General features: G+C 66.2%; 18 protein-coding genes. 4 read left to right on the forward strand and 14 right to left on the reverse strand.

Going from position 1 to position 15,713, the window contains the following annotated elements; all coding sequences use genetic code 11:
• Positions 1–98: 98 nt before the first annotated feature.
• Positions 99–1,631, forward strand: coding sequence for a sugar transferase (locus AU192_RS24390; RefSeq protein WP_064400113.1), 1,533 nt, complete (start codon positions 99–101; stop codon positions 1,629–1,631).
• Positions 1,632–1,690: 59 nt separating this feature from the next.
• Here AU192_RS24390 and rpsQ read toward each other — a convergent pair whose 3' ends face one another.
• From rpsQ to AU192_RS24450, 12 genes are all read right to left on the reverse strand, one after another.
• Entirely contained in the window at positions 1,691–1,993 is a 303-nt protein-coding gene (rpsQ, locus tag AU192_RS24395) for a 30S ribosomal protein S17 (protein ID WP_064400114.1), read from the reverse strand.
• 2 nt (positions 1,994–1,995) lie between these two features.
• Positions 1,996–2,229, reverse strand: a complete 234-nt coding sequence (gene rpmC, locus AU192_RS24400) for a 50S ribosomal protein L29 (RefSeq protein ID WP_059101354.1) — start codon at positions 2,227–2,229, stop codon at positions 1,996–1,998.
• Entirely contained in the window at positions 2,229–2,645 is a 417-nt protein-coding gene (gene rplP / locus AU192_RS24405) for a 50S ribosomal protein L16 (protein ID WP_059101353.1), read from the reverse strand. The genes rpmC and rplP overlap by 1 nt, the downstream gene beginning before the upstream one ends.
• 3 nt (positions 2,646–2,648) lie before the next feature.
• Positions 2,649–3,521 (reverse strand): 30S ribosomal protein S3, encoded by an 873-nt coding sequence (gene rpsC / locus AU192_RS24410; protein WP_064400115.1) that lies wholly within the window; start codon positions 3,519–3,521, stop codon positions 2,649–2,651.
• Positions 3,521–4,111 carry a 50S ribosomal protein L22 gene (gene rplV, locus AU192_RS24415; RefSeq protein ID WP_064400116.1) on the reverse strand — a complete coding sequence of 197 codons (591 nt, stop codon included), beginning with the start codon at positions 4,109–4,111 and terminating at the stop codon, positions 3,521–3,523. Before rplV ends, rpsC begins: the two co-directional genes overlap by 1 nt.
• The gene (rpsS, locus tag AU192_RS24420; protein ID WP_007167837.1) at positions 4,111–4,392 is read right to left on the reverse strand and encodes a 30S ribosomal protein S19; all 282 of its coding nucleotides are present in this window, start codon (positions 4,390–4,392) and stop codon (positions 4,111–4,113) included. Before rpsS ends, rplV begins: the two co-directional genes overlap by 1 nt.
• 21 nt (positions 4,393–4,413) lie before the next feature.
• The gene (gene rplB / locus AU192_RS24425) at positions 4,414–5,250 is read right to left on the reverse strand and encodes a 50S ribosomal protein L2 (protein ID WP_064400117.1); all 837 of its coding nucleotides are present in this window, start codon (positions 5,248–5,250) and stop codon (positions 4,414–4,416) included.
• 38 nt (positions 5,251–5,288) lie between these two features.
• Complete coding sequence (gene rplW, locus AU192_RS24430; RefSeq protein WP_064400118.1) at positions 5,289–5,591, reverse strand: 50S ribosomal protein L23; 303 nt, start codon at positions 5,589–5,591, stop codon at positions 5,289–5,291.
• Entirely contained in the window at positions 5,591–6,259 is a 669-nt protein-coding gene (gene rplD, locus AU192_RS24435; RefSeq protein ID WP_064400119.1) for a 50S ribosomal protein L4, read from the reverse strand. The genes rplW and rplD overlap by 1 nt, the downstream gene beginning before the upstream one ends.
• The gene (gene rplC / locus AU192_RS24440) at positions 6,259–6,933 is read right to left on the reverse strand and encodes a 50S ribosomal protein L3 (RefSeq protein WP_064400120.1); all 675 of its coding nucleotides are present in this window, start codon (positions 6,931–6,933) and stop codon (positions 6,259–6,261) included. Before rplC ends, rplD begins: the two co-directional genes overlap by 1 nt.
• A 28-nt stretch (positions 6,934–6,961) precedes the next feature.
• Positions 6,962–7,267 carry a 30S ribosomal protein S10 gene (rpsJ, locus tag AU192_RS24445; RefSeq protein ID WP_003883485.1) on the reverse strand — a complete coding sequence of 102 codons (306 nt, stop codon included), beginning with the start codon at positions 7,265–7,267 and terminating at the stop codon, positions 6,962–6,964.
• Between the two features lie 383 nt (positions 7,268–7,650).
• Positions 7,651–9,291 carry a carboxylesterase/lipase family protein gene (locus AU192_RS24450; RefSeq protein ID WP_082693967.1) on the reverse strand — a complete coding sequence of 547 codons (1,641 nt, stop codon included), beginning with the start codon at positions 9,289–9,291 and terminating at the stop codon, positions 7,651–7,653.
• Between the two features lie 54 nt (positions 9,292–9,345).
• Between AU192_RS24450 and AU192_RS24455 the strand changes: the two genes are divergently transcribed.
• Both AU192_RS24455 and AU192_RS24460 read left to right on the forward strand, forming a co-directional pair.
• Positions 9,346–10,596 (forward strand): cytochrome P450, encoded by a 1,251-nt coding sequence (locus AU192_RS24455; RefSeq protein WP_064400121.1) that lies wholly within the window; start codon positions 9,346–9,348, stop codon positions 10,594–10,596.
• A 111-nt stretch (positions 10,597–10,707) separates the two neighbouring features.
• A complete protein-coding gene (locus tag AU192_RS24460) occupies positions 10,708–11,970 on the forward strand; it encodes a cytochrome P450 (RefSeq protein WP_064400122.1) in 1,263 nt (420 codons plus the stop codon).
• Here the strand turns inward: AU192_RS24460 and AU192_RS24465 are convergent.
• Positions 11,936–12,589: a TetR/AcrR family transcriptional regulator gene (locus AU192_RS24465; protein WP_064400123.1), complete on the reverse strand. Its 654-nt coding sequence runs from the start codon at positions 12,587–12,589 to the stop codon at positions 11,936–11,938. The two genes, AU192_RS24460 and AU192_RS24465, sit on opposite strands and share 35 nt — an antisense overlap.
• 90 nt (positions 12,590–12,679) lie before the next feature.
• Here AU192_RS24465 and AU192_RS24470 point away from each other — a divergent pair, with 90 nt between their 5' ends.
• Positions 12,680–14,329: an MFS transporter gene (locus AU192_RS24470; protein WP_064400124.1), complete on the forward strand. Its 1,650-nt coding sequence runs from the start codon at positions 12,680–12,682 to the stop codon at positions 14,327–14,329.
• On the opposite strand, the gene mftG is transcribed toward AU192_RS24470, so the two are convergent.
• A complete protein-coding gene (gene mftG / locus AU192_RS24475) occupies positions 14,252–15,703 on the reverse strand; it encodes a mycofactocin dehydrogenase MftG (protein WP_242657012.1) in 1,452 nt (483 codons plus the stop codon). The two genes, AU192_RS24470 and mftG, sit on opposite strands and share 78 nt — an antisense overlap.
• Positions 15,704–15,713: the final 10 nt, after the last annotated feature.

Raw genomic sequence — 15,713 nt, forward strand, 5'->3', positions numbered from 1 at the left:
ACGCGCGTGTTCAACGATTGCCGTGACTGCGCTTTTTGAGATCGGGGTCGGTACAGTGCATCTAACATAGTTGCCAGTTCCGTCCGAGAGAGTGATAAATGCAGCTTAAGGCGGATGTCTCGGAGCACGCGCCTAGTAGCCGTCCGACGGTGCCGCGGTTGAAGGTCGTGCCGGCTCCTTCGCCCAATCCGACACCCCGCTGGGTCGAAGTTCTCCGTGTCGATCCGTGGTACTCGGTGATCACCGTGGCGATCGACGCCATCCTGGCCGTGGCCGCAGTGGCGCTGGCCCAGTGGTGGATCCCGGGCGACATGGAGCAGGACCGCAACATCGCCCTGTTCTCGTGGCTTTTCGTCCCGATGCTGCTGATCGTGATGACCACCCGGTCGATGTATCGACAGAAGCTGAACGAGGGCTTCCTGGACCAGTTCGAGCCCGTGGCAACGTCGATCGCGGTGGCCGCTTTGGCCACGTTGACGCTGATGGTGCTCCTGGTGCCCCGGCTGCCGGTCGGTGAGGTTCTCACGCCGTATGTCCGCCCGAGCGAGCTCGTCCTGAAGATCTGGGTGTTCGCCGCCATTCTCATTCCCGTGGTGCGCCTGGCTCGGTCGTTGGTGAACCGATGGCTGCGCAGAAGGTTCGAAGTCGGCAGGCCGGCACTGGTCGTCGGCTCCGGTCCGGTCGCCCATCAGCTCATTTCCCGCATGCGTCAGATCCGGGACTACGGCATGTGCCCGGTCGGTGTATTGGACGACACGCGGCCCACAGATGTCGAGATGTTCGACGTCCCTTACCTGGGTGGTACGAACGAACTCGAAAGCGCCGCGCGCGCCACGCGGGCCGAGGAGCTCATCATCGCCCCGTCGCCGTTGCCCGACGAACACCTTTCGCGGACCGCGCAATTGGCTCAGGAACTCGGGTTGCGTGTGCGCGTGGTGCCGCGGTTGATGGACTCGGTGGGCAGCGGCACCCGAATCGAGCACATGGGCGGCGTACCGCTCATGGTGCTGACCCGCGTCAATCCGAAAGGCTGGCAATTCGCCGTCAAGCATGGCGGTGATCGCGTGGCCGCGCTGGTCGGACTTGTGCTCATCTCGCCGTTGCTGCTCGTGCTCGCGATGGCGGTGAAATTCAGCTCGCCGGGCCCGATCTTCTTCAGTCAAGAGCGGATCGGACGCGACGGAAAGGTCTTCGGGTGCTTGAAGTTCCGTACCATGCGACAACCCGAGAAGGCCGCTGCGGGTTTCGAACCCGAGAAGGGTACGGCGCCGGGCGGAGTCGAGGGCGAGGACCGACGCACCCGCATCGGCCGCATCATGCGCAAGGCATCGCTGGACGAACTGCCTCAACTGATCAACGTGCTACGTGGAGAGATGAGCCTGGTGGGTCCGCGCCCCGAGCGGCCGGAGTTCGTCGAGTTGTTCGAGATGCACGTGCGTCGCTACGGCCAACGCCACCGGGTGAAGGCGGGCATGACGGGTTGGGCCCAGGTGCACGGTTACCGGGGACAGACCTCGATTGCCGACCGCGCCGAATGGGACAACTACTACATCGACAACTGGTCGCTGCTTTTGGATTTCAAGATATTGCTCCTGACCGTGCTGGCGGTCCTGCGGCCTGCAGAAGACTGAGCGCAGAGCGAAAACCCCCGACACATTGAAGTGTTCGGGGGTTTTCCTTGCGGTCCAGCCTATTTGGCCTTCTCGAGAATCTCGACGAGCCGCCAGCGCTTGGTCGCCGACAGCGGACGCGTCTCCATCAGCGACACCCGGTCGCCGATGCCCGCGCTGTCGTCCTCATCGTGTGCCTTGACCTTCTTGGTGGTGCGGATGATCTTGCCGTAGAGCGGGTGGCTCTTACGATCCTCCAGCTCGACCACGATGGTCTTTTGCATCTTGTCCGAAACCACGTACCCGATGGCCGTCTTGCGGCGGCCCCGCTCCTCGTCCTTGCGCGGGGTGTACTTGGGCCCTTTTGCAGCGTTGTCTGCCATTGTTACGAATCCTCACCCACGGGTCCGGAGGCCAGACCCAACTCACGTTCGCGCAGCACGGTGTACACGCGCGCGATTTCCTGACGCACCGTACGAAGCCGGCGGTTGTTCGACAATTGGCCGGTCGCCATCTGGAAGCGCAGGTTGAACAGCTCTTCCTTGGACTCGCGCAGCCGATCCTTCAATTCGTCGTCGGTCAGCTCGCGCAGTTCGCCCGGCGTCACTCCCACTGCCATCAGAAGTGCTCCTCTCGGGTGACGATGCGTGCCTTGATCGGCAGCTTGTGGATCGCACGGGTCAGCGCCGCCCGGGCGGTCGCCTCATCGGGGTAGCTCAACTCGAAGAGCACGCGGCCCGGTTTGACGTTGGCCACCCACCACTCGGGCGAACCCTTACCGGAACCCATGCGGGTTTCGGCCGGCTTCTTGGTCAGCGGGCGGTCCGGGAAGATGTTGATCCACACCTTTCCGCCACGCTTGATGTGCCGGTTGATCGCGATACGAGCGGACTCGATCTGCCGGTTGGTGATGTACGCGTGCTCGAGCGCCTGGATACCGTAGTCACCGAAGCTCACCGTCGTGCCGCCGCTGGCGATGCCGCGCTGCCTCGGGTGGTGTTGCTTACGGTGCTTGACCTTGCGGGGAATCAACATGATTCAGCTCTCCGTATTTTCTGTCGGCGTCTCGGCCGCAGCTGCGGCCTGCGAAGCCGCGGCGTTGTCTGCGACGCTTCCGGCCGGAGCCGTGCCGCTCTCGGAGCCGCCCGAAGCGGCACGGCCGGCTTCGGTGCTCGTCGCGGTGGTGCCCGATGCGCCGCTGCGACGCGGCCGGGTGCCCGAAGGACGCTCACGACGCGGGCGATCCGCACCGGCGGGCACGGCCGCGGCCAGCTCACGCTTGCCACCGACAATGTCGCCCTTGTAGATCCACACCTTCACGCCGATACGGCCGAACGTCGTCTTGGCCTCGTACAGGCCGTAGTCGATGTCGGCGCGCAGCGTGTGCAGCGGCACGCGACCTTCGCGGTAGAACTCCGAGCGGCTCATCTCGGCGCCACCGAGGCGACCGGAGCACTGCACGCGAATTCCCTTGACGTTGGGCTGACGCATCGCGGACTGGATCGCCTTGCGCATGGCGCGGCGGAAGGCCACGCGGTTGGACAGCTGCTCGGCAACGCCCTGGGCCACCAACTGCGCCTGCGACTCGGGATTCTTCACCTCGAGGATGTTCAGCTGCACCTGCTTGCCGGTCAGCTTCTCCAGGTCGGCGCGAATACGGTCGGCTTCGGTGCCACGGCGGCCGATCACGATGCCCGGGCGTGCGGTGTGGATGTCCACGCGCACGCGATCTCTGGTGCGCTCGATCTCCACGTCGGCGATGCCGGCGCGCTCGAGACCGGTGGCCAGCAGCCGTCGGATCGCGACGTCTTCCTTGACGTAATCCTTGTACTGCTTATCGGCGTACCACCGGGACTTCCAGTCGGTGGTGATACCGAGCCGGAAGCCGTGGGGATTGATTTTCTGGCCCACTACTCCGAGCCCTCCTTCGCATCGGACGCTTCAGCAGTCGATTTCTCAGCCTTGGTGCCCTCGGCCGACTTCTTGGGTGCGGCCTTCTTGGCTGGTGCCTTCTTGGCGGGCGCCTGCTCTGCGGTCTTGTTGGCGGGAGCCTTCTTGGCCGCTTCAGCGCTCTTGGCCTTACTGCCCTGAGCGCGACGCGCCCGAGCCGCGCTGGCCGACTGGCCGCCGCCACGCTGCTCCTGGCTCACTCTGCTTTCCACGATCACCGTGATGTGGCTGGTGCGCTTGCGAATCCGGAACGCACGGCCCTGCGCGCGTGGCCGGATGCGCTTGGCGGTCGGCCCCTCGTCGGCGTAGACGGTCGCGACCACGAGAGTGGACGGATCCAGGCCCTCGTTGTTCTGCGCGTTGGCCGCGGCGCTCGCGATGACCTTGGCGACCGGCTCGCTGGCCGCCTGCGGAGCCCACCGCAGGATGTCCAGCGCTTCGGACACCGACTTACCGCGCACCAGGTCGATGACGCGGCGCGCCTTCGTCGGCGATACGCGCACAAAGCGCGCCTTCGCCGTCGCGGACGGATATTCAATCGCTGTAGTCATTAGCGCCTCTTCGCCTTCCGGTCATCCTTGATGTGACCCTTGAAGGTGCGGGTGGGGGCGAACTCGCCGAGCTTGTGCCCGACCATCGCCTCGGTGACGAACACCGGGACATGCTTGCGGCCGTCATGCACCGCAAAGGTGTGCCCGATGAAGTCGGGGATGATGGTCGACCGACGCGACCAGGTCTTGATGACCTGCTTGGTGTTCTTCTCGTTCTGCGCGTCGACCTTCTTCAACAGATGGTCGTCGACGAACGGACCCTTCTTCAGGCTGCGTGGCATATTCCTTGTACCTGCCTACTCTCAGCGCTTCTTGCCGGTGCGCCGGCGACGGACGATGAGCTTGTTGCTCGCTTTGTTCGGCTTGCGGGTGCGGCCTTCGGGCTTGCCCCACGGGCTCACCGGGTGACGACCACCGGAGGTCTTACCTTCGCCACCGCCGTGGGGGTGGTCGACCGGGTTCATCACGACGCCACGGACGGAGGGGCGCTTGCCCTTCCACCGCATGCGACCGGCCTTGCCCCAGTTGATGTTTGCCTGCTCGGCGTTGCCCACCTCGCCGATGGTGGCGCGGCAGCGCACGTCGACGCGGCGGATCTCACCGGAGGGCATACGCAGCGACGCGTAGGTGCCTTCCTTGCCCAGCAACTGGATGCTGGCGCCGGCCGAGCGCGCGAGCTTGGCGCCGCCGCCTGGCCGCAGTTCCACCGCATGCACCAGGGTGCCCGCGGGGATGTTGCGCAGCGGCAGGTTGTTACCCGGTTTGATGTCGGCGTTGGGCCCCGACTCGACGACGGTGCCCTGCTTGAGACCCTCGGGGGCGATGATGTAGCGCTTCTCCCCGTCGAAGTAGTGCAGCAGTGCGATGTTGGCGGTGCGGTTGGGGTCGTACTCGATGTGCGCGACCTTGGCGTTGACGCCGTCCTTGTCGTGGCGACGGAAGTCGATCACCCGGTAGGCACGCTTGTGTCCACCGCCCTTGTGCCGGGTGGTGATGCGGCCGTGCGCGTTTCGACCACCCTTGCCGTGCAGCGGCCGAACCAGCGACTTCTCCGGGTGGTCGCGAGTGATCTCAGCGAAGTCGGAGACGCTGGCACCGCGGCGACCGGGGGTCGTCGGCTTGTACTTGCGAATTGCCATGATTCTCTAGGTCTTCCTCAGTCGCCGGCTTGACGAAATCAAGCCGGTGCTCCGAACAGGTCGATGGGCTTGCTCCCCGCGGCCAGCGTGACGATGGCGCGCTTGGTGCTCTTGCGCTTCCCGTATCCGGTGCGGGTGCGCTTGCGCTTGCCCTGCCGGTTGGCGGTGTTCACCGAGTCGACCTTGACACCGAAGATCTTCTCGATCGCGATCTTGATCTGCGTCTTGTTCGAGTCTGGATGCACGATGAACGTGTAGACGTTGTCCTCGATCAACCCGTACGACTTCTCGGAGATGACCGGCGACAGGATGATGTCGCGGGGGTCAGTGACGGTCGCCATCAGGCCGACACCTCCTCTTTCGCAGTCTGGTTGGCGCTGATGTAGGCGTTGAGCGCCTCCACGCTGAAGATCACGTCGTCAGCGTTCAGCACGTCGTACGTGTTGAGCTGGTCGGGTGAGATCACGTGCACGCCCGGGAGATTGCGCACACTCTTGGCGCTGACCTCGTCGGCGCGGCCGATCACCACGAGCACCTTGTTCTTCTCGAGCTTGCGGTCGGCGACGAGCGTGGCCAGGAACGCCTTGGCGCTCTTGGTCGACGGCGTCTGGCCCGCGACGATCTCGGTGACCGCGTGGATCCGGTCATTGCGCGCCCGGTCGGACAGCGCACCGCGCAGGGCGGCCCGAATCATCTTCTTCGGGGTCCGCTCGCTGTAGTCGCGCGGCTTGGGGCCGTGCACGATGCCTCCGCCGGTGAACTGCGGCGCCCGAATCGAGCCCTGGCGCGCGCGGCCGGTGCCCTTCTGCCGGTACGGCTTCTTACCGCCGCCGCGGACTTCACCGCGCGACTTGGTGGAGTGCGTGCCCTGCCGCGCCGCGGCCAGCTGCGCGGTGACCACCTGGTGCATCAACGCGATGTTCACCTCGACGTCGAACAGCTCAGCGGGTAGCTCGACGGAGCCGTCTTTCGCTCCCGCCGGCGTGTGGACATCAACTTTGAGAGCCATTACTCGCTCCTCTTGATTGCGCTGCGGACCATCACGAGCCCGCCGTTACGGCCGGGGATTGCGCCCTTGATCAACAGCACGCCGTTCTCGGCATCGACCTTGTGCACCACCAGGTTCAGCGTCGTCACGCGGTCGTTGCCCATGCGGCCCGACATGCGCGTGCCCTTGAACACGCGGCCGGGCGTGGCGCAGCCACCGATCGAACCGGGGCGGCGGTGCACAGCCTGCGCGCCGTGACTGGCGCCCTGACCGCGGAAACCGTGCCGCTTCATCGTGCCTGCGAAACCTTTGCCCTTGCTGGTGCCGGTCACGTCGACGTAGTTGCCGTCGGCGAAGATCTCGGCGGTCAGCTCCTGGCCCACCTCGTATTCGGCGGCGGCGGACTCGTCATCGAGCCGCAGCTCGGCCAGATGCCGGCGCGGGTTGACCCCGGCGGCCGAATACTGGCCCGTGACAGGCTTATTGACCTTGCGCGGGCTGATCTCGCCGTAGGCCAACTGCACCGCGCTGTAGCCGTCGCGCTCCGGGGTACGGATACGCGTCACCACATTGGGCCCGGCCTTGACGACCGTCACCGGCACGACCCGGTTGTTCTCGTCGAACACCTGCGTCATGCCCAGTTTGGTGCCCAGAATGCCACGCCGCGGGGCGGCGGATTTATTACCGCTAGCCATGTCCTGGTATCACTTCCTACTGAGATGTCTATTGGATATTGACGTCGACGCTGGCCGGCAGATCGATGCGCATCAAGGCGTCAACGGTCTTCGGCGTCGGGTCGAGGATGTCGATCAGCCGCTTGTGAGTACGCATCTCGAAGTGCTCCCGCGAGTCCTTGTACTTGTGCGGGGAGCGGATGACGCAGTACACGTTCTTCTCGGTCGGCAGCGGCACAGGACCAACCACGCTGGCGCCGGTTCTGGTGACCGTTTCCACGATCTTGCGCGCCGAGGCGTCGATCGCCTCGTGGTCGTAGGCCTTGAGCCTGATGCGGATCTTCTGTCCCGCCACGCTTCTCCTACCTCACTCATACTGGGCCCGGAATCGGGCCGTTCTCACCGGCGCAGTCACGCTGCATGCCGCCGCTGTTCTTCTGTCTGTGGTCCACCGGCCCCCGCGGTCGGGTGTGTCGCCCGCACACGCACTCGTCCGCTCGGAAAATCTTCGCGATCGAGATTGGCACCGGATGCGCCCGGTTGGGCGCCGGTCGTATGCCCCGGCCACGCGGTCCGAACAGGCACCGTCCCGGCTCAAGGCAACCCGAACAGTATGCCCTAGAAAACGGCACGCTCCAAATCCCTGGCCACGGGATACCCGCTGGCCCTGACGCCGGGCCCGGAGGGCCACCGTACCCGTGACTGCAGCGGTGCCGTCGAGTCCGCGTCCGTCCGGGTTCAGCTTCCCAGGCCGGCCCAGAACGCGCACTGGTGTTTCTGCTCGAAATCGGTGATGACGCGGCTGCCGTCCGGTTGCAGCCACATCCGCTCACCCGCGGGCCCGCTGGTCAGCTCCGGCCAACCGGGCCCTGGTGAGCCGGTCGCGACGAACCGCGCCCAGTAGTCGACCATCTCCTCGGACAACCGCTGTTGGGCAGGGTCCAGCGGTGGTGCGCCGCCGACGTCGAACAGGTAGCGAAGCTCCAACGAATGCGCCGCCCCCACCGGGAACGGCGCCTCGAGCAACGGTTCGGGTGCCGGCGCGTCACGGTCGCCGAATTCGTAGGCGTAGACGGGCTGGTCGGCAAGGGCGTCGGCCATCCGGTCGGTCACGCACGCGTATTCGGCCGCCGTCACCGCCGCCGAATACGCCAGCGCGACGTTCCCGCCGTACCGTTCCGGCGGATACCGCGCCGCCACGGCGGGCCCGTGCGGTCCGAACGCCTCGGCCAGCAGTCCGGGGTAGGTCGCGGCGTCGAATGTCCGCCCGCGCAACGCCTGCAGCGCCGCGAACAGCGTGTGTTCGTCTTGCGTGGTGCCGATCATCACCGGCACCCGGGCGGCCTCACCGCTGGTGATTGCGGTGAACGACTTCTCGGGTAGCGCCTCGGTGCCCGCCACCGGACCACTCAGGCGTTCGGTCCCGAACCGGGCGTACGTCAGCGGGGCCGCTAGCCGATCGGCGGGCAGAGACCGTAGGCAATCCGCCGCGACGCGGGGATCGGCGCATCCGACATCGGCTGCGTATGCGGTGCTGGCCTCCTGGGCGGCCGGCAGGTCGTACTGCGCCTGACATGGCGCGCTCTGGATGATCGCCGCGCTGAACAACCCTCGGGACCCGGGCGCGACGAGGTGGTCGCACACCGCCATCCCGCCCGCCGATTCGCCGGCGATCGTGACCCTGTCCGGATCCCCGCCGAATCCGGCGATGTTTTCGCGGACCCACCGCAGCGCGGCTTGCTGGTCGGCGAGGCCGTAGTTGCCGACGTCGCCGCCGGAACCCAACGCGGGATGAGCGAGGAAGCCCAGCGCCCCGAGGCGATAGTTGAGCGTGACGACGACGACGCCGCGACCGGCCAACCGCCGCGCGGGGTAGATGTCTCCGCTGCCGTTCAGGAAGCTGCCTCCGTGGATCCACACCATCACCGGCTGCGGTTCGTCCGACGGCGGCGGCGTCCAGACGTTGAGGGTCAGGCAATCCTCGCTGGGCGGGCGTCGGTCGACGTCGGAGCTGGTGTCCTGGATGCAGCGCGAACCGGGGCGAGTCGCGTCACGGAATCCCGTCCACGATTCGACCGGCGCGGGCGACTGCCAGCGCAGTACACCGAGAGGCGGTGCGGCGTAAGGGATTCCAGCGAAGTACCGGTGATCGTCGGCGACGGTCCCGCGGACCGCGCCCGCAACGGTTCGCACCACCCCGGGGTCGTCGGGCACCTCCACCGCAGCGGTCTGACCCTCGGCGCAACCGGAGACCGCGGCGGCCAACAGGACGAGCGCCGCCGCAGCGCGACCGACCCCGCGCCGGACAGGCTGGCCGCCCCTTGCACTCGCCACCTCGCGAGCGTACTGACGCGGCGCGGATCCCCCGGCCCGGACCATCGCTTAGAGTGCATACTTGACAGCTGTCAAGAATGACCCCGAGCGAGGGAACCTATGAGCACGCCGATCATCGCGGACGCCGCTAAGGTGCTGGCCGATCCGAAGGCCTACACCGACGAGGCGGGCCTGCACGCCGCATTGACCCACCTGCGCGAGAACGCCCCGGTGTCCTATGTCGACGTGCCCGACTACCGACCGTTCTGGGCCGTCACCAAGCACGCCGACATCATGACGATCGAGCGCGACAACGAACTCTGGATCAATGCGCCGCGCCCGATGCTCGTCACGGCCGCCACGGACGATCTGTCACAGGCCAACCTCGCCGCCGGCGGCGGACTGCGCACGTTGATCCACATGGACGACCCGCTGCACCGCGACATCCGCAAAATCGGCGCGGACTGGTTCCGGCCCAAGGCGATGCGCGCGCTGAAGGCCCGCGTCGACGAACTGGCCAAGATCTACGTGGACAAGATGGTCGAAAAAGGTCCCGAATGCGACTTCGTCCAAGAGGTCGCGGTGAACTTCCCGCTCTACGTGATCCTGTCGCTGCTCGGCCTGCCCGAATCCGACTTCGGGCGCATGCTCAAGCTCACCCAGGAGATGTTCGGCGGCGACGACGACGAGTTCACCCGCGGCAAGAGCGCGCAGGAACTGCACGAGGTCATCACCGACTTCTTCCGCTACTTCACCGCGCTGACCGCCGAGCGCCGGGCCAACCCCACCGACGACCTGGCCTCGGCGATCGCCAACGCGAAGATCGATGGCGAGTACCTCAACGACGTCGACTGCCTGTCCTACTACGTCATCGTCGCCAGCGCAGGCCACGACACCACGAGCGCGGCGATCTCGGGCGGTCTGCTGGCGCTGATCGAGAACCAGGACCAGCTCGCTCGGTTGAAAGCCCACCCCGAGCTGATGGGCACCGCGGTCGAGGAGATGATCCGCTGGACCACTCCGGTCAAGGAGTTCATGCGCACCGCCACCGCCGATACCGAGGTGCGCGGTGTGCCGATCAGGCAGGGCGAATCGGTGCTGCTGTCCTACGTTTCGGCCAACCGCGACGAGGACGTCTTCGACGAGCCGTTCCGCTTCGACGTCGGCCGTGACCCCAACAAGCACCTCTCATTCGGTTACGGCGTGCACTTCTGCCTCGGTGCCGCGCTGGCACGTATGGAAATCAACAGCTTCTTCACCGAGCTGGTGCCACGGCTGGAATCGATCGAGTTGGCCGGCGATCCGGAGTTCATCGCGACGATCTTCGTCGGCGGACTCAAACACCTGCCGATCAGATACTCGCTGCGCTGAAGTCGAACCCGTTGTGGTGATGGGAGCCGCCCTCGCGGCGCGAAGTGGTGTCGGTCACATAGACTGTGCTTGACACCCGTCAAGTTCGTTATACCGGATGTGAGGGAGCCCATGAGCACGCCGACGATGGACCAGAAATCACAGGAAGCCGCGAAGGTCTTCGCCGATCCCAAGGCCTATGCCGACGGCGATCGGCTGCATGCCGCCTTTGCTCATCTTCGGGCCCACAACCCGGTGCCCTATGTGGACCACCCGCCGTACCGGCCGTTCTACGCGATCACCAAGCACGCCGACATCATGGCGATCGAGCGCGACAACAACCTGTGGCTGAGCGAGCCGCGGCCACTGCTTGCGACCGCCGAAGCCGACGACCTGGCACGGGCACAGCTGGAAGCGGGCATGGGACTGCGAACGCTGATCCACATGGACGACCCGCATCATCGCGATGTCCGCAAGATCGGCGCGGATTGGTTCCGCCCCAAGGCAATGCGCGAGTTGAAGGTTCGGGTGGACGAGCTGGCCAAGCGCTACGTCGACAAGATGCGCGACATCGGGCCCGAGTGCGACTTCGTCGAGGACATCGCGGTGCACTACCCGCTCTATGTGATCCTGTCGCTGCTCGGCCTGCCCGAGGAGGACTTCCCGCGCATGCTCAAGCTGACCCAGGAGATCTTCGGCGGCGACGACGAGGAGTACCAGCGCGGCACCACCCCCGAGGAGAAGCTGCAGACGGTGATCGAGTTCTTCGCCTATTTCCACGAGCTGACCGCCTCACGCCGGGCGAACCCGACCGATGACCTCGCTTCGGCGATCGCCAACGGAACCATCAACGGTGAGCCGCTCTCCGATGTGGACACCGCGTCGTACTACGTCATCGTGGCCACCGCAGGCCACGACACCACCAAGGATGCGATCTCCGGGGGCCTCCGCGCGTTGATCGACAATCCCGACCAACTCGCACGGCTTCAGGCACAACCGGAATTGATGGGCACCGCGGTCGAGGAGATGATCCGCTGGACCACGCCGGTCAAGGAGTTCATGCGCACCGCCGCCGAAGACACCGAGGTCCGTGGTGTCCCGATCGCCAAGGGCGAATCCGTCTATCTCGCTTACGCTTCGGCCAATCGCGACGAGGAGATTTTCGACGAACCGTTCAAGTTCGACGTCGGCCGCGATCCCAACAAGCATCTCTCGTTCGGCTACGGGGTGCACTTCTGTCTCGGTGCCGCGTTGGCGCGTATGGAGATGAACAGCCTATTCACCGAACTGCTGCCGAGGCTGGACTCGATCGAGCTGGCCGGGGAACCCGAACTAGCCGCGACAGTGTTCGTCGGAGGGCTCAAACATCTTCCGATTCGATACTCGCTGAAGTGATCTCGCTCGGCCTCTTCTCGTGGGTGGCCAGGAATCCGTCGACGGAGGCCTCCGCGCACGCGCGGTAGTCGAAGTCGGCCACCGTCGACAGCCTCCCGAGAATCAGCGGGCCGATGAGAAGTGCGATCGTCTGGATCCGGTCCACCTCGTCGAGTTCTTCGGCCGCTTGGGCGCCGTCGAGGATCGCGTCGAAGGGTGCCGAATACAGCGCGATGATGCGTGACCTCAGGGTGCCCACGGCATCCGAATCCGACTGCTGCACTTCGGAGTACGTCCCCACGTCGGGACCGGACGCCATCCATGTCATGGCGGTGATCATCGCGGGCACCTCGGCGATCGACTCCGCCCACCCGACGACGACCGCGATCAGCCGGTCGCGCAGGCTGCCTTCGGCGGGCGGCATCGGCGCCGGATTGAGCAGGCTCATGAACGCCGCCGCCATCAAGTCGTTGGCGCTCGGGAAGTGACGGTACAGCGTGGCCCGCGCGACGTTGGCGGTTCTTGTGACCGCGTCGATCGTGACCGCGCTCGGACCGCCCGCCCGCAGCAGCGTCGTCGCCGCGTCGAGCAGGCGGGCGCGCGACCGGGCCGGCCTCGGGTCGGTGCTCGCCCCGCTCATCGTTTAACCCACCTCCTCGCCGGGAACAAGACTATCGGTCTCCCAACAAGACTGTTAGTCTCGAAAATCTCCTTCGGAAGAGAGCGACGTATGGTCGACACCCTCAGCCGGTCTGACCAGGATATCGGCGCGAGCGTCGCAGACCTGTCCTCCCGTTCGCGCGTCTGGCTACTCACCGTCGCCTGCATGGGCGTCGCGCTGGTGATCAGCTCGATGGTCGCCCTCAACGCCGCCCTGCCCGACATCGCGGTGGAAACCACGGCCACCCAGGCGCAGCTGACGTGGGTGGTCGACGGTTACACCCTGGTGCTGGCGTGTCTGTTGCTGCCGGCCGGCGCGATCGGCGACCGGTACGGCCGCCGCGGTGCTCTGCTCGCGGGTCTCGGTATCTTCACGCTAGCCTCGGGCGTGCCGCTGATCGTCGACGGTCCGCTGGCGCTGATCATCGCCCGGGCCGTGGCCGGCGTCGGCGCGGCGTTCGTCATGCCCGCCACCCTGTCGCTGTTGACGGCCGCATACCCGAAAGCGGAGCGCAACAAAGCCGTCGGCATCTGGGCGGGCGTCGCGGGCTCGAGTGCGGTGGTCGGCTTCCTGGGATCCGGTGTGCTACTTCACTTCTGGTCGTGGCAGTCGATCTTCTGGGCATTCGTCGTCTCGGGTCTCGGACTGTTCGTGCTCACCTGCACGGTGGCCTCGTCTCGCGATCAGGAAGCGACGCCATTGGATTGGCCCGGTGCGGTGCTGGTGGGCGGGGCCGTCGCGGTGTTCGTCTACGGCGTCCTTGAGGCGCCGATCCGCGGCTGGACCCATCCGGTGGTGTACGGATGCATGGCTGTCGGGGTGGCGTTGGCGGCCGCTTTCGCGGTATGGGAGCTGCGCAGCGCGCATCCGCTGCTCGACATCCGCCTGTTCGCCAAGCCAGATTTCACCACCGGCGCCGTCGGGGTGACGTTCTTCTTCCTCGCCAACTTCGGATTCTTCTTCGTCTCAATGCAATACATGCAGTTGCTGCTGGGTTACTCCCCGTTGCAGACCGCGTTGGCGTTGGCTCCCCTGATGGCTCCGGTTCTGCTGCTCAGCATCACCACACCGTGGTATCTGCCGCGACTGGGTCTCCGCCTCGTGGTGTCGACGGGTCTGGCATTGATCGCGGCGGGGCTGTTCTATGCGAGGACACTCGAGGTCGACTCGCCGTACTTGGACTTGGCGCTCCCGCTGCTCATCATGTCCACCGGTATCGGATTGTGCACGGCGCCAACAACTTCGGCGATCATGGGTGCGGTGCCCAACGAGAAGCAAGGTGTCGCGTCGGCGGTCAACGACACCACCCGCGAGGTCGGCGCGGCTCTGGGTATCGCGGTGGCGGGCTCGGTGCTCGCCGCGCAGTACAGCGACCGGCTCGCGCCGCATCTGAAGGCACTACCCGAGGCGCTCCGCACGCCCGCATCGAACTCGTTGGCTGAGGCGCTCGAAGTGGCCGCGCGGCTGGGTCCGCAGGGCGACCGGCTCTCTGAGCTCGCGCAGTTGGCCTTCCTGGAAGCCATGCACATCTCGCTGATCGCCCTCGGTGTCCTCTGCGCCGTTGCCGCGGCGTTCATCGCGCTGTGGGCACCCGGCCGAGACGGAAGGCAATTTCGCTTCATTGAGAGGGTCGTCTCACGGTCAGACGATGAACTCGGCCGCTCGGTGCCCGACCATGACGATGGTGGCGTGCGGGCCGCGGCTGGGGATCACCGGTAGCACGGACCCGTCGACCACCCAGAGCCCCTCGACCCCGCGCACGCTGCACCTCGGGTCCACCACCGCGATGTCGTCGTCATCGTCGCCCATCGGTGCGGTCCCCGAGAGATGCTGCGACGTCGACCATGACGCCTGCCCAACCTCGACTGCCCCGACGAGATCGCGGGACAACGCGATTCCGGCGCGCAGCTTCTCGACGTCGTCGGGCTCGCTGTCGTAGCGGTGCTCGATGACCGGAGGCACATCGGGGTCGTCGCTGACAACCGTGACGACGCCTCGCGACTTCGGCCGCATCAATGTCACGCCGATATGGGGATGGTCGCCGGAGTCGTCGCGCCGCCCGCTCACCATAGCTCCGAAACCGGCTGTGTACGGCCTGATTTCGAGCCAGTCGTCGGTGGTGAGCACGGCCTCGAGAGGTGGGAGTCCGTGTGTCTCCGTCCAGTTCACCGGCAGCACCCACTCGGGGTGGTCCGACATCACCGCTCCCACCGGCAGATTCGCTGCCACCGGTATTCCCACCCGCTCGAGGGTTTCGGGGGGGCCGACGCCCGAGAGCATCAGAAGGTGCGCCGACCCGATTGCTCCGGTGCACAGCACTATCCGGTCCGCCTCGAGATAAGTGGCACCGTCCTGGCTTGCACACTCCACGCCGACCGCGTGCCCGGCGGTGATGCGGATGCGGTGCACGCGGGTATTGGTGAGCAAGGTGAGGTTCGCACGGTCCAAAGCCGGTTGCAGGAAGGCCCCGCCGGGACCCATGCGGGCACCCTGGTGGATGTTCAGCGGCACCGCGCCCACTCCGGCGCCCACCGGCGCGTCGTCCGTCGAACCGTTCAGATCGGTTATCCACGGATGCCCGGCTTCGGTGGCCGCCGTCACGAACGACGCTGTGCAACCATCGAATTCGGTGACACGCTGTATCCGTATCGGCCCTTCCGAGCCGTGTATGGCGTTGTCGAAGTCGAGGTCGGTTTCGATGGCCCGGAAGTGCGGGAGCACATCCGGCCATGCCCAGCCGGGCAGGCGCCAGTCGTCGAAATCCGACGGGAGCCCACGGCAGAAGTAGCCGCCGTTGACGGCGCCCGATCCTCCGACCACCTCGCCACGCATGAGCATCGCATGACGCAGCGGATCGACGGTCAAGGTGGTCGGGTACCGCCGCACCACTGAACTCGCGGTGCCGATGGGCAGCCGTAGCCCGTCGTTGATCTGCGCCGAGACCCGGGGGTCGGACGGCCCGGGACCCGATTCGACGACGGTGACGGTGCATGCCGGGTCGGCGGAGAGCCGCTCGGCCAGAACGGATCCGGCGCTGCCGGCACCGACGATCAGGACGTCACTGCGGAGGGGAGGTATTGGAGCACTGCGCACGCGGCAGGGT

It is taken from the genome of Mycobacterium lehmannii, from assembly GCF_001499925.1.
Taxonomy (GTDB): Bacteria; Actinomycetota; Actinomycetes; order Mycobacteriales; family Mycobacteriaceae; genus Mycobacterium; species Mycobacterium lehmannii.